At 65.5% G+C, this 16,961-nt stretch carries 18 protein-coding genes; 7 read left to right on the top strand and 11 right to left on the bottom strand.

Features of this window, described 5'->3' with window-relative positions; translation table 11 throughout:
• The first annotated feature begins 8 nt into the window (after positions 1 to 8).
• The 6 genes from ACSBPQ_RS00470 (at position 9) to hemF (ending at position 4,091) form a co-directional block, all read left to right on the top strand.
• Positions 9 to 833 (top strand): hypothetical protein, encoded by an 825-nt coding sequence (locus ACSBPQ_RS00470; RefSeq protein WP_442683135.1) that lies wholly within the window; start codon positions 9 to 11, stop codon positions 831 to 833.
• Between the two features lie 15 nt (positions 834 to 848).
• The gene (locus tag ACSBPQ_RS00465; protein ID WP_442683134.1) at positions 849 to 1,583 is read left to right on the top strand and encodes a hypothetical protein; all 735 of its coding nucleotides are present in this window, start codon (positions 849 to 851) and stop codon (positions 1,581 to 1,583) included.
• A gap of 39 nt (positions 1,584 to 1,622) precedes the next feature.
• Complete coding sequence (locus tag ACSBPQ_RS00460) at positions 1,623 to 1,985, top strand: hypothetical protein (protein ID WP_442683133.1); 363 nt, start codon at positions 1,623 to 1,625, stop codon at positions 1,983 to 1,985.
• A gap of 112 nt (positions 1,986 to 2,097) precedes the next feature.
• Positions 2,098 to 2,508 carry an NUDIX hydrolase gene (locus tag ACSBPQ_RS00455; protein ID WP_442683132.1) on the top strand — a complete coding sequence of 137 codons (411 nt, stop codon included), beginning with the start codon at positions 2,098 to 2,100 and terminating at the stop codon, positions 2,506 to 2,508.
• A gap of 54 nt (positions 2,509 to 2,562) precedes the next feature.
• A complete protein-coding gene (locus tag ACSBPQ_RS00450) occupies positions 2,563 to 3,141 on the top strand; it encodes a hypothetical protein (protein ID WP_442683131.1) in 579 nt (192 codons plus the stop codon).
• Positions 3,142 to 3,173: 32 nt separating this feature from the next.
• Positions 3,174 to 4,091, top strand: a complete 918-nt coding sequence (gene hemF / locus ACSBPQ_RS00445; protein ID WP_442683130.1) for an oxygen-dependent coproporphyrinogen oxidase — start codon at positions 3,174 to 3,176, stop codon at positions 4,089 to 4,091.
• Between the two features lie 33 nt (positions 4,092 to 4,124).
• On the opposite strand, the gene ACSBPQ_RS00440 is transcribed toward hemF, so the two are convergent.
• The 3 genes from ACSBPQ_RS00440 to polA all read right to left on the bottom strand — a co-directional run bounded on the left by ACSBPQ_RS00440 (position 4,125) and on the right by polA (position 9,090).
• The gene (locus ACSBPQ_RS00440) at positions 4,125 to 4,607 is read right to left on the bottom strand and encodes a DUF421 domain-containing protein (protein ID WP_442683129.1); all 483 of its coding nucleotides are present in this window, start codon (positions 4,605 to 4,607) and stop codon (positions 4,125 to 4,127) included.
• 403 nt (positions 4,608 to 5,010) lie between these two features.
• Positions 5,011 to 5,979 (bottom strand): IS5 family transposase, encoded by a 969-nt coding sequence (locus ACSBPQ_RS00435; protein ID WP_119163206.1) that lies wholly within the window; start codon positions 5,977 to 5,979, stop codon positions 5,011 to 5,013.
• A gap of 342 nt (positions 5,980 to 6,321) precedes the next feature.
• The gene (gene polA, locus ACSBPQ_RS00430) at positions 6,322 to 9,090 is read right to left on the bottom strand and encodes a DNA polymerase I (protein WP_442683128.1); all 2,769 of its coding nucleotides are present in this window, start codon (positions 9,088 to 9,090) and stop codon (positions 6,322 to 6,324) included.
• Positions 9,091 to 9,168: 78 nt separating this feature from the next.
• Here polA and ACSBPQ_RS00425 point away from each other — a divergent pair, with 78 nt between their 5' ends.
• A complete protein-coding gene (locus ACSBPQ_RS00425) occupies positions 9,169 to 9,456 on the top strand; it encodes a DUF2782 domain-containing protein (protein WP_442683127.1) in 288 nt (95 codons plus the stop codon).
• An 86-nt stretch (positions 9,457 to 9,542) separates the two neighbouring features.
• Here the strand turns inward: ACSBPQ_RS00425 and ACSBPQ_RS00420 are convergent, their stop codons facing one another.
• The 8 genes from ACSBPQ_RS00420 to ACSBPQ_RS00385 all read right to left on the bottom strand — a co-directional run bounded on the left by ACSBPQ_RS00420 (position 9,543) and on the right by ACSBPQ_RS00385 (position 16,878).
• The gene (locus ACSBPQ_RS00420; protein ID WP_442683126.1) at positions 9,543 to 9,992 is read right to left on the bottom strand and encodes a universal stress protein; all 450 of its coding nucleotides are present in this window, start codon (positions 9,990 to 9,992) and stop codon (positions 9,543 to 9,545) included.
• 97 nt (positions 9,993 to 10,089) lie between these two features.
• On the bottom strand, positions 10,090 to 12,285 hold the full coding sequence (uvrD, locus tag ACSBPQ_RS00415; protein WP_442683125.1) for a DNA helicase II: 2,196 nt from the start codon (positions 12,283 to 12,285) through the stop codon (positions 10,090 to 10,092).
• Between the two features lie 61 nt (positions 12,286 to 12,346).
• Complete coding sequence (gene rrtA / locus ACSBPQ_RS00410) at positions 12,347 to 12,934, bottom strand: rhombosortase (protein WP_442683124.1); 588 nt, start codon at positions 12,932 to 12,934, stop codon at positions 12,347 to 12,349.
• On the bottom strand, positions 12,877 to 13,767 hold the full coding sequence (gene rhlP, locus ACSBPQ_RS00405; protein WP_442683123.1) for a rhombotarget lipoprotein: 891 nt from the start codon (positions 13,765 to 13,767) through the stop codon (positions 12,877 to 12,879). Before rhlP ends, rrtA begins: the two co-directional genes overlap by 58 nt.
• A gap of 61 nt (positions 13,768 to 13,828) precedes the next feature.
• Positions 13,829 to 15,208, bottom strand: coding sequence for an FAD/NAD(P)-binding protein (locus ACSBPQ_RS00400; protein WP_442683122.1), 1,380 nt, complete (start codon positions 15,206 to 15,208; stop codon positions 13,829 to 13,831).
• A 137-nt stretch (positions 15,209 to 15,345) separates the two neighbouring features.
• A complete protein-coding gene (gene rpmG, locus ACSBPQ_RS00395; RefSeq protein WP_172675037.1) occupies positions 15,346 to 15,513 on the bottom strand; it encodes a 50S ribosomal protein L33 in 168 nt (55 codons plus the stop codon).
• A 10-nt stretch (positions 15,514 to 15,523) separates the two neighbouring features.
• Positions 15,524 to 15,760 (bottom strand): 50S ribosomal protein L28, encoded by a 237-nt coding sequence (gene rpmB / locus ACSBPQ_RS00390; protein WP_442683121.1) that lies wholly within the window; start codon positions 15,758 to 15,760, stop codon positions 15,524 to 15,526.
• Between the two features lie 209 nt (positions 15,761 to 15,969).
• Positions 15,970 to 16,878 (bottom strand): LysR substrate-binding domain-containing protein, encoded by a 909-nt coding sequence (locus tag ACSBPQ_RS00385; RefSeq protein ID WP_442683120.1) that lies wholly within the window; start codon positions 16,876 to 16,878, stop codon positions 15,970 to 15,972.
• Between the last annotated feature and the right edge of the window lie 83 nt (positions 16,879 to 16,961).

Below are 16,961 nucleotides of genomic sequence, written 5' to 3'. Positions count from 1 at the left end.
GACAAGCGATGACCAAAACCGCCCTGCACATCACCGCACTGGCAACCGCACTGCTGCTGGCCGCCTGTGGCGGCAAGAAGAACGACGACGGCAACAACGATGCCCCGCCCGCCGGCAGCCTGCTTGAAGCCGCAAAGGAAAAGGGCGCGGAAACCGCAAAGCAGGACGCGCTGCCCAAGCCGGACACCAACAAGCCCTTGTCCAGCTATCCCGAACTCGACAGCGGGCAGCAGGTGATGTTCCTGTATGCCGCGGCCTCCAAGCTGCCGCCGGATTTCGAAAAGATGGCCGAGGTGTATTCCCGCGAATACCGGCAGACCAATGACGCCTTCCGCAAGAGCGACCTGCTGAAGGCAATCCAGCCGCAGCTGGAACAGAACATCACCCAGGCCGCCGCACAGCCGTATGCGTGGGTGGGTCTGGATGACGCCCAACTGGAAAGCTACGACTTCCAGCGCAAGGGCTTCCCGGTCGGCGAATTCAGCCGCAGCATCAGCCGCTATTTCAGCGACGCCTCGCAGTACACCTACACTTGGATCAACCGCGACCAGCTGGCGTTTGCGCCGGTTGCCGACGAAGCCATCGCCCGCGAAATGGAATCGATGCGCGGCAAATGGGACCGCAAGCCGCACCTGAAAATCTATTTCTTCGCCCAGTCGGCCGATCTCAACGCGCAGAAGATCAACGCAGTGGTCACCCGCGTGCAGATCACCGACCGTTCCGGGCGCGTGCTGGCCGAGTACGGCCCGGATGGCAGCGTGCCGGCGGCTACACCGCCGGCGGAAAGCAATCATGACGACGCGGCGGCCGCAGCGGCGGCGGCCTTTGGCTGATCAGGGGAAACCACGATGAAAACCAAACTGCCCACCACGTTGCTGTTGGCAACGGCCATCGGCAGCGCCTTGCCGGCCTCCGCGCAGAACGTTTCCCAGCTACAGCAGGAGAATGCGCAGCTGCGTGCACAACTTCAGACCTTGCAGCAGCGCTGCGATAGTCCGTTGCCCGACACTCAGCCGGGAGTATCGCAAGCAGGCAAGGTCCAAGCCCACATTGCCTCGCTGCGCGTCGGCGCTGCAACCGGCTATGCACCCCGCCACATTGCGGTGACGGTTGTCATGACGTTGACGAACACCGGCAACAGCCCCATGGCGCTCAATTATGAAGAGCGCTCCTACGCGCTGACGGACAACAATGGTTATCAGTACAACCTGCGCAACGAGCACTCGGGCGTTTATGCAAAGGAAGGCGTCAAGGGCATCCCCATCGCAACATCAGGCCGCGCCAGTACGAATCAGTTGCTGGCTCCGGGGCAGTCCAACAGTGTAACTTTTATCGCCATACGCTCAATGCGCGATGGCCAGACGCCAGGCACCGCCTTCGACGTGAATGCCTCGTTCGGCCAATATCAGGATGAAGGCCAGGGGCGCATTCGTAAAATCAACACCTACCCGGTGGCCTTTACCAATGTGCCGCGTTCGGCTGCTGGCTATACCGGTGAACAGACTGGTCAGAGCCTGCCCGCCGAGGTGGGCAGCCGCGCAGTCGACCGGCTGCTCGATGGCTTGTTCAAGGGCAAGAAGTAGCTTGTCATCGATCCGCAATGAATGGCCGCATCCACTTTCATGACCAATTCAGGGGAAAACTCGATGGATAACGAGCAGGCGCTGGAACACATCATCAGGGGAAAGCAGCTTCACCTCGAAGCCAGCAAGATCACCACCGCCCCCTTGCTGAAAAAGGGCTGGATGCTGGTGTTTTGCGGCTGGGGCATCGGCCTGGTTCCGATCCTCGGCGTTCTCGGCTGGGTGCTCGCCTTTGCCTGCGCCATCATCATCGGCATCATCGTCATCACCCGCGGCAATACCGGTGGCGGGCTGGCCCTGCTGCTGGTCGGCTGGCTCGGCACGATTCCGGTGGCGCTGGTCTCGCTGCTGTTCTGGGCAATGTTCGGGATCAGCGGCGCCCGCCTCATCGGCGGCTGGTGACCTCCCCGCCTGTCCATACGCCGCCTTGCTGACGCATGGCGGCGATGTGCGGTAAAAATGCAGACCCGGCCCGCAAGGAACGCCACGCATGTCCGCCAATGAGCCGCCTGCCATGTCTCCCATCCGCATCGTCACCGCGGTGATCCTCGACGACACCGGCCGCGTGCTGGTGGTGCGCAAGCACGGCTCGGACACCTTCATCCAGCCCGGCGGCAAGCGCGAAGCCGGCGAGGAGGCGCTGCAGACGCTGGCGCGCGAGCTGCATGAGGAACTGGGTGTACGCATGGATACCGCCAGCGCCCGGCCACTGGGTGTCTTCGAAGAGAACGCGGTGAACGAACCCGGCCGGCGCGTGCAGGGCGAGGCTTTCCTGGTGGCAGTCACCGGCACGCCGCAGGTGCAGGCCGAGATCGCCGAACTGGCGTGGATTCCACTGCAGTCCCCACATGGCGTGCCGCTGGCGCCGCTCAGCGGCCGCCATATCCTGCCGGCCGCTGTACGCGCACTGGCCGCGCAACGGTAGGCAAACCTCCACCCGGCAGGCGATAGTGCGACGTCTTTGCCCACCTCGATCACCGTGACCCGACCCGTCCTGCCCCCGCTTTCCCCCGCGCCCGCCACATCGACCTCGTTCATCGACGTGACCGCAAAGCTGTCGCTGCTGCTGGGCGTGCTGTCGGTGCTGTGGAGCGTGTTCCAGCTGCTGCTCGCCGCGCTACTGCGTCGGTTTGACCTCAGCGCCTGGATGCAGCAGCAGGAAATCCCGTTTCCCGCCGCACTGCACTGGGCCGCGCAACATGCGCTGTCACTGTCCTTTCTGCTGCTGGGGACTTCGCTCGCCTTTGTCGCGGTGTCATGGGGACTGCTGCGCCGCCGGGAATGGGGCCGCACCGGCTTCATCATCTTCCTGGTGCTGGTCGCGCTGGCCAACTTCGCCTTCCTGCCGTTGATCCAGGAGCTGTTCAACGGTCTCTACACGATCGTGCCGGCGGAATTCCTCGATTCGCCGCAAGGCCATGAAATGCGTGCGCAACTGCGCTTCAGCCAGTGGAGCGCGCTGCTGACCGCCGGCATCAGCGCCGTGGCGTTCGCGATCCTGCACGGCTGGCTGGTGGTGAAGCTGCGCCGGCCGGAGATCCGCCGGCAGTTCCACTGAACCGCCCTGCAGGCCTGCGCTAAAGTATCCGCATGAACGAATTCGAACGCGTACGCGACTACCTCACCGATCTGCAGGACCGCATCTGCAGCGCCATCGAACAGGCCGATGGCCAGGCCCGTTTCGTCGAAGACCGCTGGCAACGCGCCCCCGCCGACAGCAGCCCCACTCTGGGCGGCGGTGGGCGCACCCGCATCCTGCGCGACGGGGCGGTATTCGAGCAGGCCGGCATCGGCTTTTCCGATGTCGCCGGCACCCGGCTGCCGCCGTCGGCCTCGGCCAACCGCCCGGAACTGGCCGGTGCCTCGTGGCGTGCATGTGGCGTCTCGCTGGTATTCCACCCGCGCAATCCGTATCTGCCCACCACCCACGCCAACGTGCGCTACTTCCAGGCCGAACGTGACGGCGAGAAGGTCGCCGCATGGTTCGGCGGCGGTTTCGACCTGACGCCGTTCTACCCCTTTGACGAAGATGTGCAGCACTGGCATCGCGTGGCCCATGCGCTGTGCGCGCCCTATGGCGAAAGCCGTTATGCCGAGCACAAGCGCTGGTGCGACGAGTATTTCTTCCTGAAGCACCGCAATGAGACGCGCGGTGTCGGCGGGCTGTTTTTCGACGACCTGCAAGGCGATTTCGACGCCGATTTTGCCTATATGCGGGCAGTGGGTGACGGTTTCCTCGACGCCTACCTGCCGATTGTCGAGCGCCGCAAGGACACGCCCTATGGCGAGCGCGAGCGCGAGTTCCAGTTGTACCGGCGCGGTCGCTACGTGGAGTTCAACCTGGTCTACGACCGCGGCACGCTGTTCGGGCTGCAGAGCGGCGGCCGCAGTGAAAGCATCCTGATGAGCCTGCCGCCGCGGGTGCGCTGGGAATACGGATTCCAGCCGGAAACCGGCAGCGACGAAGCGCGCCTGGCCGACTACCTGGTGCCGCGCGACTGGCTGTGACCGGTCGCAGCTACTAGCCACAGCGCGCCGGATCTATGCCGCCGGCGCGCGCGGCACGATGGTGATGTGGCCATTGGTTTCCAGCAGCGCCAGCTCGACCTCGGCGATGCTGCGGCAGCCCTGCTGGCGCATCGCGGCATCGAAGTCGGCACGGGTGATCAGCTCGCGCCGCAACACCGAATCCAGCAGGCGGCCATCGTGTGCAATCAGCACCGGCTCACCTTCGATCAGCCGTTCCATGCGCCGGCTGCGGGTGGTCAGCCAGCCCACCGCGTAGTTGAGGGCGATCAAGGTGGCCGCCAGCAACAGCCCACCCGCCAGCGAGCTGTCCTGGCCGAGCAGCGCGTTCTGCACCGCATTGCCCAGCAGCACGATCAGCAGCACATCGAACGGCGTGATCTGGCCCAGCGCACGCTTGCCGCTGAGCCGCACCAGCCCCAGCACCACCGCATAGACCACCACCGCGCGCAGGATGAATTCCCACCACGGCATCGCCAACACGAACATGTCGGACATCGGCCTGCTCCCGGTTCGCAATCGCTGCAGCCAGCATGCCCAAGCAGCGGCGTGGGCGCGAGCCTCGGTGGGGTGGTTCAGTAGATAAAAAAAGCCCCGTCGACCAGGGGGGATCGACGGGGCCGGGGAGCGGGCATTTGGGGAGGAATCCCCGCTCCGAGATCTGCTCCAGGGGATGGGAGAGATCTATGACAGGCCTTGCACCTGTCACGGTCTATATGACCATCCCGTACATTGATAGTTCGTGAAGAACCCGCTGTTTTTTCAGGATGATTAAGGAAGGTCTGATCAAAGCGCTCTGATACTTGGATTTCAGCGTCAAGGCGCCAAGTCGACCTCGATATGATCGATTTTGCGCCGTTTCTGAGGCTTTTCGACGGGTTTCCCCGTCCAACAGACGGATTTACCCCGTCGGCAGCAACAGACGTCGCCGTGCCATCCAAAGGTTCGACAGCGCAAACAGCGTCAGCACCTGCGCCGTGTTCTTCGCCAAGCCGCGATAGCGCACCTTGGTGTAGCCGAACTGCCGCTTCACCACCCGGAACGGGTGCTCAACCTTCGCCCGCAGGCTGGCCTTGAAGTGCTCCCAGCGCTCGGCGTACTTGCGCTCGCGCTTGTTCTTCAGCGCTCGCAACTTCGAGGGCTTCTCCGCGATCCAGAACGCAGCCTCCACGCCTTGCAGCTCCTCGCGTTTGTCCGCGCCGGTGTAGCCGCTGTCGCCGCAGATCGTATCTTCCTTGCCGTGTAGCAGCTTGTGCACCTGTGTCACGTCATTGACGTTCGCCGCCGTGCACTCCACGTGGTGCACCAGGCCCGACTCCTCGTCCACGCCAATGTGCGCCTTCATCCCGAAGTGCCACTGGTTGCCCTTCTTCGTCTGGTGCATCTCCGGGTCGCGCTTGCCGTCCCTGTTCTTGGTAGAGCTCGGTGCCGCAATGATCGTCGCATCGACGATCGTGCCTGCCTTCAAGCTCTGGCCCTTGCGCGCCAGGTGCGCGTTCACGCGCTCCAGGATCTGCGGCGCCAGATCATGCGTCTCCAGCAGCCGGCGGAAGTTTAGGATCGTCGTCTCGTCCGGGACGTTGTCCAGCCCGCTCAGGCGGGCAAAGCGGCGCATCACCGGCATCTCGTACAGCGCCTCTTCCATGCCCGGGTCGCTCAGCGCGTACCACTGCTGCAGAAAGTGGATGCGCAGCATCGTCGCCAAGGGATACGGCTGCCGGCCGCGCTGGCCCATCTTCGGGTAGTGCGGTGCGATCAGCGCCAGCAATACGTTCCACGGCACAACCTGCTCCATCTCCGCCAGGAAGATCTCGCGCCGCGTCTTCTTCCGCTTGCCCGTGTGTTCCGCGTCCCCGAAGCTCAGCTGCATCGTCGTCATCCGTCGAACCTTGCGCTATTGTCGCCGAGGAATTGTTCAGAGCATCCTTAAGGAGTGATTCATTCCCGGCACGATGTCCGCATCCTTGAATGGGCGATGCATGACGCAACGTTCCACAAATGGCATCAGAGCCATATATACATATATAACGGAACAATCGGCTGCCGCCGTCGTAAATACCATCATCCGTATTCATATAACGCTCGACCGGCGCGACATCCGATCGTGCGCTTTCAACCGTGACCGCAAACCTGCTGTGGAGTGCGGCCATATCGCCTCACGCCACCCGGCCCTGCCTGCGATGGCAGCCCGCAGGCAGGGTGAAGGCACAGCTCAGTGCGCTTCATCCCAGTTGTCGCCCACACCGGTGTCCACCACCAGCGGTACCCGCAACTGCGCGGCTGCCGCCATCCGCGCTTCCACCTCACCGCGCAGGATGTCGATGAAATCCGCATCGGCCTCGAATACCAGTTCGTCATGCACCTGCAGGATCATCAGCGCACGTTCGCGGTGATCGGCCAGCCACGTATCCACGCTGACCATCGCCCGCTTGATGATGTCTGCCGCCGTGCCCTGCATCGGCGCATTGATCGCCGCCCGCTCGGCACCGGCGCGCAGGCCCTGGTTGCGGGCGTGGATATCGTTCAGATACAGGCGGCGGCCGAACAGGGTCTCGACATAGCCCTGTTCGCGCGCCTGCACGCGCATGCGCTCCATGAAGTCACGCACCGCCGGATAACGGCTGAAATACAGCGCCACATAATCCTGCGCCTGGCCACGGTCGATATCCAGGTTCTTTGCAAGCCCGAACGCACTCATGCCGTACATCAGGCCGAAATTGATCGCCTTGGCCGCGCGCCGCTCGTTGCTGGTGACATCCTCCAGCGCGCGCCCGAACACTTCGGCGGCGGTAGCACGGTGCACGTCCATGCCCTGTTCGAAGGCACGGACCAGACCGGGATCCTCGGACAGGTGGGCCATGATCCGCAGCTCGATCTGCGAATAGTCGCAGGCCATCAGCTTGCGGCCCGGCGGGGCGATGAACGCGGTGCGGATGCGGCGACCGTCGTCGGTGCGGATCGGGATGTTCTGCAGGTTGGGGTCGGATGAGGACAGCCGCCCGGTGGCCGCGCCGGACTGGTGGTAGCTGGTGTGCACGCGGCCGGTGTCAGGGTTGACCATCTCCGGCAGCTTGTCGGTATAGGTGCTGCGCAGCTTGGCCAGGCTGCGGTAGTCGAGGATCACCCGCGGCAGCTCGTGCTGCCCGGCGATCGCTTCCAGCGCTTCCTCGTTGGTGGACGGCTGGCCCTTGGGTGTTTTCACCAGCGCCGGCAGGCCGAGTTCATCGAACAGCACCGCCTGCAGCTGCTTGGGCGAATCCAGGTTGAAGGTGCGCCCGGCCAGTTCGGTGGCCTTCTGCTGCGCGCTGAGCATGCGCGCGGACAGCTCCGCGCTCTGCCGCCGCAGCTCGGCGCTGTCGATGCAGACGCCATTGGCCTCGATCCGCGCCAGCACCGGCACCAGCGGCATCTCGATCTCGCGATAGACCTTTTCCAGCGAAGGCTCGGCCGCCAGCTGTGGAGCCAGCACCCGGTGCAGGCGCAGGGTGATGTCGGCATCCTCGCTGGCATAGCTGCCAGCCTCGTCGATACCGACCTGCGAGAAGGAGATCTGCTTGGCGCCCTTGCCGGCGACATCCTCGAAGCGGGTGGTGGTGTAGCCGAGATAGCGCTGCGCCAGCGAATCCATGTCGTGCCGAGTGGCGGTAGAGTTGAACACGAAGCTTTCCAGCATCGTGTCATCGGCATAGCCCTGCACGTTGACACCATGGCGCCGCAGCACGTGGATGTCGTACTTGCCGTGCTGGCCGATCTTCTTCTTGCCGGCGTCCTCGAGCAGCGGCTTGAGCGCCTCCAGCACCTGCGTCATCGGCAGCTGCGCCGGTGCCCCCGGATAATCGTGGCCGACCGGAATATAGGCGCCCTTGCCCGGCTCGACCGCCAGGCTGATGCCGACCAGGTTGGCGCGCATCGCATCCAGCGCGTCGGTCTCGGTGTCGAAGGCGAACGCATCGGCGGCCTGCAGCCGTTCCACCCAGGCCTGCAGCTGTCCGCCGGTGAGCACCGTTTCATACTCGCCCTTGGCCGCCAGCGCCGGATCAAGCTCACCAGCAGGTGCGCTTTGCGCCGACTTGGCATAGCCGGCGGCCGTCCCGCGCAGGCTGACCTTGCTGTCATCGACCGCTGCCGGTGCGGCACCACCGCCCAGCTCACGCAGCGCCTGGGTGAAGCCGTAACGGGCGTACAGGCCACGCAGCACATCCACCTCCTGCGCACGCAGCTGCAGGTCGCGCGGCCCCTGCTCCAGCGGCACATCGGTGCGGATGGTGACCAGCTCGCGGTTCAGTGGCAGCCGCGGCAGCGCGGCACGCAGGTTCTCGCCGATCTTGCCCTTCATCGTCGGTGCGGCAGCGATCACGCCATCGAGATCGTTGTACTCGGCCAGCCACTTGGCGGCGGTCTTGGGGCCGCATTTCTCCACGCCGGGCACGTTGTCGACGGTGTCGCCCATCAGCGACAGATAGTCGACGATCTGCACGGCATGCACGCCGAATTTCTCGATCACCGCCGCATCCGAATCGGTACGGCTGCCGGTCATGGTGTTGACCAGTTCCACCCCCGGACGCACCAGCTGGGCGAAATCCTTGTCGCCGGTGGAAATGGTGACCTGCAACCCGGCGGCGGCGGCGGCCAGCGCCAGCGTGCCGATCACGTCATCGGCTTCCACGCCGGGCACGCGCAGGATGTCGATGCCCAGCGCATGCACGATGTCGCACATCGGCTGCACCTGCGCGCGCAGGTCCTCGGGCATCGGCGGGCGGTTGGCCTTGTACTCGGCATACAGCTCGTCGCGGAAGGTCTTGCCCGGGGCATCGACCACGAAGGCGATGTATTCGGGCTTTTCCTTGAGCGTGGCACGCAGCATGTTGACCACGCCGAACAGCGCACCGGTAGGCTCGCCCTCGGCGTTGGACAGCGGCGGAAGCGCGTGGAACGCGCGATACAGGTAACTGGACCCGTCAATCAGGACTAATCGGCTCATGCACCGATTCTACGCGGCGGGGCAGCCGGCCACCCGCACAGGCATAATCATCCGGCACTGTCACCAAGGAAAACCTTCATGAAGCCGTTGCTGCTGATCTCCCTGCTGGCCCTGGCCGGCTGCGCCACCACCGGCCTCGACGGCGACGCCCCGCCGCTGGATGTCTCCGGTGCCGACGTCACCCGCAAGGTGATGGACAACGGCGACACCGTCGAGGAATTCCGCATGGGCGGCCAGCTGCGCATGGTCAAGGTCACGCCGGCACGCGGGGCGCCGTTCTACATGTATGACCGCAACGGCGATGGCCGCATGGACAGCGACAAGGACGGCACCAAGCCGGTGTACTGGAAGCTGTACAGCTGGTGACGGCCTGACCACCTGACCGTCTCCGGCCAAAGGTCCGGAGACGCGCCCGCCCGCGTGGGGCGGAACAGGGAAGCGGCCAGCATGGCTCAGCGCACCACCAGCACCGGTACCTTGCAGCGGGCCAGCACTTCCATCGTCTGGCTGCCCAGCAGTACCCGGGAAATGCCCCGGTGGCCGTGCGAGGTCATCACCAGCAGGTCGCTGTCGCAGGTAACCGCGGTGTCGATGATGCCGTCGGCGGCATAGCGGTCCAGCACGTGATAGCTGGTCACATCGTCGACACCGGCCGCGTGCGCGGCCTGCAATGCCGGCTGCAGGATCTTCTGCGCCGCCTCTTCGCGATCCTTCTTGTATTCCGGGCTGGTCTCGTAACCGGCACTCCAGCCCATCGCGTCGTACATGCCCACCGCCCACGGCTCGGACACGGTGACGATATCGACATGCGCACCCAGCTGCGCGGCAAGCTCCAGTCCCTTCGCCAGCCCCTTGCCGGCGAGCTCGGAGCCATCGGTGGCGATCAAGATGCGCTTGTACATGGCAGTTCTCCCTGCTCAGTGATGGAGGAAACAGTATTGCACCGTCGATGGTGCACCCATGCCTTGAGCCAGATCAAATCCGCCCGATGCGTGGCCGCTACAGCACCGTCAGGTTGGCATAGGCCATCACCAGCCACTTGCTGCCGGCCTCGGCGAACTCGACCTGTACGCGCGCATGCGCGCCGTTGCCTTCGTAGTCGGTGACCATGCCCTCGCCGAACTTGGGATGACTGACCAGCGCCCCGAGCTTGACCGGTGGCGCCTCGAGGCTGGCGTGGCCGCCCATCACCCGGTTGGCACCGAGCGAGACCGGACGCGAGACCTGCACCTTGGGCCGCACCTCGTTGAGCAGCTCGCGCGGGATCTCGCGCAGGAAGCGCGACGGCAGGCTGTAGTTGTCCTGGCCGTGGATGCGGCGCGATTCGGCATAACCGAGCACCAGCTTCTGCCGCGCGCGGGTGATACCCACGTAGGCCAGGCGCCGCTCCTCCTCCAGCCGTCCGCTTTCCTCCAGCGAACGCGCGCTCGGGAACAGGCCTTCTTCCATGCCGGCCAGGAACACCAGCGGGAACTCCAGCCCCTTGGCCGAATGCAGCGTCATCAGCTGCACGCCTTCCTCGCCGGCCTGCGCCTGGCCTTCACCAGCCTCCAGCGAGGCGTAGGACAGGAACGCGACCAGCTCGCTCATGTCCTGCGCGCCCTCTTCGATATCGTCCTCACGGCGCACGAAGCGCGAGGCCACCGAGATCAATTCATCGAGGTTGTCGGTACGCGATTCGGAATCCAGCGCGTTGCGGCTTTCCTTGCTCCAGTGCTCACGCAGTGCCGAACGCGACAGCACATGATCGATGCGCTCGGCCAGATCCATCTGCCCGGTTTCGGAGCTGAGCTGCTGCAGCAGATTGATGAAACCGGCCAGCGCGTTCTTCGCCCGCGAGGTCAGGTCGGCGCCCTGGGTGGCGAGCATCGCCGCTTCCCACAGCGACAGCGCCTGCTGGCGGGCGATGCGCCGCACCTCATCGAGGGTGCGCTCGCCGATGCCGCGCGTGGGCGTGTTCACCGCGCGCTCGAAGGCGGCATCATCGTTGCGGTTGGTCATCAACCGCAGGTAGGCCAGCGCATCCTTGATCTCGGCACGCTCGAAGAAGCGCATGCCGCCGTACACCCGGTACGGCACCTGCTCGGACAGCAGCGCTTCTTCGAACGCGCGTGACTGCGCATTGCTGCGGTAGAGCACGGCGATATCGGCATAGCTGCCACCATCACGCACCCACTGCCGCGCCCGCTCGACCAGATAGCGCGCCTCGTCCATCTCGTTGTAGGCGGCGAACAGGTCGATCGGATCGCCATCGCCGCTGTCGGTCCACAGCTGCTTGCCGATGCGGTCCGGGTTGTGCGCGATCACCGCGTTGGCGGCGTTGAGGATGTTGGCGCTGGAGCGGTAGTTCTGCTCCAGGCGGATGGTCTGCGCGCCGGGGAAATCCTTCAGGAAGCGCTGCACGTTCTCGACCTTGGCACCACGCCAGCCATAGATGGCCTGGTCGTCGTCGCCGACCACGAACACGTTGCCGCTGTCACCGGCCAGCACCCGTACGAAGGCGTACTGGATGGCATTGGTGTCCTGGAATTCGTCCACGAGGATCTCGCGGAAACGCGTGCGGTAGTGCGCCAGCAGCGCCGGGTTGTCGCGCAGCAGTTCATGCGCGCGCAGCAGCAGTTCGGCGAAATCCACCAGCCCGGCACGGTCGCAGCGCTCCTGGTAGGTGGCGTAGGCCTGCCGCATCGCTTCGCCCCACGCATCGTGCGGCTCGGGCTGGATGTGCGCCGGGCGGCGGCCTTCGTCCTTCTGCGCGTTGATCCACCACATGACCTGCTTGGGCGGGTACTTGCCATCGTCCAGCTCCAGCTGCTGCACCACGCGCTTGACCAGCCGCAGCTGGTCGTCCGAATCCATCACCTGGAACGCTTCGGGCAGTTTCGCCTCGGCCCAGTGCAGGCGCAGCAGGCGATGGGCCAGGCCGTGGAAGGTGCCGATCCACATGCCGCGACTGCCGTTGCGCAGCTGCATGTCGATGCGATGGCGCATCTCGCCGGCGGCCTTGTTGGTGAAGGTCACCGCGAAGATGCCATGGGTCGGCACACCGACGACTTCGTTGAGCCAGGCGATGCGGTGGGTGAGTACGCGGGTCTTGCCGGAACCGGCGCCAGCGAGGATCAGGTGATGGCCGGGAGGCGCGGAGACGGCCTCGCGCTGGGCTGCGTTCAGCCCGTCGAGCAGGTGGGAAACATCCATGCGCGCATTTTACGTCACCGCGCCGGCAAGGGTTTCCCCACCGCGTGGGGCCCTTCCGTATTCAACTGCGCGCGGTGCGGTTGCCGGCACGCCACCGCACTACCGCCCAGAGCACGCCCAATGCCGCTCCCAACCGGTGCGCAAGGGTGACGACCTCGAACTGCTGGCCGTGACTGCCGAAGCGCCATTCGCAGGCCAGTTTGGCGACCAGCAGCAGCAACAGCACGGTGGCGAGCATGTCGCCGCGCCGTACCAGCACCATCACCAGCAGTCCGTGCAGCAGCCCGGACAGGCCGGCGTACCACTCCAGCTGCGGATCCAGCCACAACAGGGCCAGCGACAGCAGCGGCATCGCCACCAGCGCGGCGACGGCCAGTTCGGCCAGCATCTGCTGGCGCCATGCCAGCAGCACGATCACCGCCAGCGCACCCAGATTCAGCAATGCATGGGACAGGTCCAGATGCAGCAGGTGGCCACTCCACAGCCGCCACCACTGCCCCTGCACCACGGCCGGGCTATCCAGCAGCAACGCTGCGGCCAGCTCCGGCCAGTGCAGTGCGGCGGCGCTGGTGAGCGCCACCGCCAGCAGGATCAGCGACGCCGCAACAGCAGCCCGGCGGCGCCCAGCAGCAAGGCCAGCTCCCACCATTGCGTGCTCCCGCCGCCACCGCGACGCCACTCGCCGCCGGAACGGCGGTCCACCAGCTTGACCTGGCCTTCCTCGCGCACCCGCGTGGAGAAATCGACGATGGCCTTGTCCAGATTGGTGGTCATGCCGGCCATTGCCGCGGCAAAACCCTCGCCGGCCAGGCGCACCTGGATCTCATCCACGCGCACCGCGGTGGAACCGGCATCACGCTGGTCGGTGCCCGGGGCGCGGAACAGCAGGGTGCGGCTGGCCACATCGAACACCGAGGTATCGACGAAGGTGTTCACCTGGTTGCTGTTGCCGTGGATGGTGTAGGCGCCCACCAGCGTCCAGTACAGCAGCGAGGCCGCGTTCTGGTCGGTGCGGATGATCTGGTCGTAGGACACCAGCGCGACCAGGTCCACGCCATACATGCGCGCGACCTGTTCCAGGTTGTCGAAGCCGCCACGCGGACGCAGGTAGCCGTTGGGAATCACCTCGATGCGTTCGATGAACGGCTGCGCACGGAAGGTTTCGCGCACCTTCTCCAGCAACGCCGCCTGCTCGGCGGCACTGACGCCGACCGGGTCGTTGTGCGAGGGCACGAACACCAGGCCCACGCGCGCCGGCAGCCGCACCTGCGGTATCGCCCCTTCACTGGCGGGCTCGAACTTCTGCCCCGGCGGATACAGGTAGTCGACCACGCTGCTGGAGACGCCGCGCCGCTGCGTGCCGCCATCGAACAGCGAGGCACAGCCGCCCAGCGACAGCATCAGCGCCGCGGCGAACAGCCAGCCACTGCGCCTGCGGACCGTACCCGCCAGCGGGCGCATCATCCATGTCTTCAATTCCATGCTTCCCCAGGCTCCGTAAAAGTCGTGCCGGCACTATACCGGCCACCTCCGGCAAGACGCATCAGCGCAGCAGCGCGATCGCCGCCTGGGCCGCCTGCGCGCGCAGTTCCGGGATCGCCAGACTTTCCCACAAGCCGCCGATGCGCAGGCTGCCCAGCACCTGCACGCGCGGCTCAAGATTGCCGTCGGCATCAATCAGGCTGCCATCGGCGGCACTGTCCAGACCGATACCGTGTGGACCGGGACGTGCGATGCCACTGCCCAGCAACTGCTGCAGCAAGGGATTGCGCATCGCCTGCGCGCGCATTTCCACACCGGTGGCGTTGATCACGTACTGCACCTCCAGCTGGAACGGCTGGCGATGGCAGTCCAGTCCGTCCAGCCGCACGCAGTTGCCATCATGGAAGGCTGTCTGCAGCCGCCCACGGTGCAGCTGCAGACGCCCCTGCCGTTGCAGTTCCAGCAGCTGTGCATGCAGCGGGGCGGCAATGCGATGGCGGTGCACATCCCAATAGCGCACCACGTGGCGCAGGAAGCGGCGCTGGTCAGCGCACGAAAGCGACTGCCACAACACCTGCCCCGACGGGCGGATGCGCTCCATCACGCTCTGCCACGGAATACCACGCGCCGCCGCCTCGGCGGCATGCCGGCGCAACGCACGCACGCGCTGGCGCAGGTCCATCGCCAGCAGCGGCTGCGGGTCGTAGTCGGCCGCCGGACCGCTGGCATGCGGCAACGGCAGCAGCGCATGCCGCGACAGCACGTGGATGCGTCCGTGATGACCGGCCGCCTGCAGCGACATCACGGTATCGACCATGCTCAGGCCCGAGCCGATGATGGCCACCTCGGCAGTGCCGGGAATGTCATGCACCGCGTTGAAATCCCAGGCTTCGAGCCGCCGCTCCTGTGGCAACGAGGTGGCCCCGCGTACCGGCAGTGGACGCAGGGTATTGCCCGTGGCCAGCACCACCTTGCGTGCCAGCAGCGCGCGTCCCGATGCAAGGGTCAGGCGGAAACCAGCCACGTCGCGATCCAGTGCCTGCACCCGTTCGGCGCGGATATCCAGCTGCGCACTGCTGCTTTCCAGCGCCTGCTGCAGACGCTGGCGCAGGTAGCCGGCATACAGCCGACGTGGCACGAACATCGTCGCCAACGTATCGCGCGGGGTTTCCGGAAAGACCCGCTCCTGCATCAGGTAGTCGAGGAAATCCTCCACCGCATCGGGGAAGCCGCCCATCTTGCCGGCCGGCACATTGAGCAGATGCTCCGGCCAGGAGGTGGCGTAGGCCACGCCTCGGGCCAGCGGCAGCTGCGGCTCCAGGATCAGCAGCCGCAGCGGCTGGCGCGCACCACGCAAGGCGCCGATGGCGGTGAGGACGCCGGCCGCGCCGCCACCGATGATGGCCAGGTCATAGCTCTGCGGAGAATCGATATCGCTCATCGGCAGCATTGTAGGAGAGGGCGACCCCACCACCGGCAGGCCGGTGATGAGGGTGCAGCCGGGGTTCCAGCCCGGAAAACACAGAACCCGCCTCGCGGCGGGTTCTGGATGGAACGGCGTCAGGCAATCCGGGCGGATTACTTGATCTTGCCTTCCTTGTACATCACGTGCTTGCGGACCACCGGGTCGTACTTCAGGAATTCCATCTTCCCCGGGGTGTTCTTCTTGTTCTTGTCGGTCGTGTAGAAGTGGCCAGTGCCGGCCGAGGAAATCATACGGACCTTATCGCGCTTACCTGCCATGATTATTTACTCCTCAGACCTTTTCGCCGCGGGCGCGCAGCTCAGCCAGAACGGAATCGATGCCGTTCTTGTCGATGGTGCGCAGTGCATGCGCGGAAACACGAAGCTTGACCCAGCGGTTCTCGCTGGCAACCCAGAAACGGCGCTCGTGCAGGTTCGGCTGGAAGCGACGGCGGGTCTTGTTGTTGGCGTGCGAGACGTGGTTACCCGTCTGCACCTTCTTGCCGGAAACTTGGCATACGCGGGACATTGCGCACCTCGGTGATGTTGGTGACTTCCTTAGCCAGGAAGACGGCGGCCCCGGCGGTTGCCCGCCACGCGTCATGGGAATCAAAGGGTTACGCTGACGAGGATGGCGGATGACGTGTTCCCGGCCACCAGCCCGGAGGTTTCCGGACACAGCGAGCCGCGTATTATGCGGAAATGCCGGGGCCTGCGCAAGTTGTCCACAGACAGGGGTCAGGCACCGGCACCGGGCGTCAGCACCTCCACCACCCAGTCGATGAACACCCGCAGGCGGTGGCTCATATGCCGGTTGGGCGGGAACATCAGCTGCATCGGCATTCCCGGCAGTTGCCAGTCGGCCAGCACGGGCACCAGCGCACCACGGGCCACATGCGGATCGGCCATGTAGGACGGCAGCACCACCACCCCGAGCCCGGCCAGGCCGGCGGCAAGATAGGCACTGCCCTCATCCAGCGCCAGCCAGTGACGGCCCTGCACCGGCACCTGCTCCTCGCCACGGCGGACCATGAATACCCGCCGCCGGCCGGTACGCGGGCTCAGGAAGCCGACCAGATGCTGCTGCGGGCCATCCAGCTCATGTGGATGACCCGGCGTGCCATGCCGCTGCAGATACTCCGGGCTGGCAAGGAAACGGAATGCCAGCGTGCCCAGCGGCCTGGCCACCAGCGCCGGATCGGCCGGGGTGCCGCCGCGGATCACGCAGTCGACATGGTCGGCGATGACATCCACCTCGCGGTCGCTGACGCCGATATCCAGCTGGATGTCGGGGTAGCGTGCGTGGAAATCCGGCAACGCCGGCACCAGCAGCAGCTGTGCGAACGGGCTGGGCACGTCGATGCGCAGGCGGCCGCGTGGCTGGGCGGCGGCTTCGGCCAGACCGCTTTCCACCTCTTCCAGATCGGCCAGCAGGCGTACCACCCGTGCATAGCAGGCCGCGCCTTCGGCGGTGACACTGACCCGGCGGGTGGTGCGATTCAACAGTCGCAGACGCAGGCGCGCCTCCAGTTGCTGCACCAGCTGGGTGACCGTGGTGCGGCTGAGCTGCAGGGTTTCAGCGGCGCGGGTGAAGCTGCCGGTTTCCACCACGCGGGCAAAGGCCTGCATTGCGTCGAAGCGGTCCATTGGCGCCTTGATTGTTTGGGTCGTGCGAACAATCTAGAAGGACAATTGCGGTTTATCCAGACAGAACAGCGCGGGAGGATGGC

It is taken from the genome of Stenotrophomonas sp. JC08 (assembly GCF_052180205.1).
GTDB lineage: Bacteria > Pseudomonadota > Gammaproteobacteria > Xanthomonadales > Xanthomonadaceae > Stenotrophomonas.
This window is presented reverse-complemented; position numbering and strand designations above follow the sequence as displayed.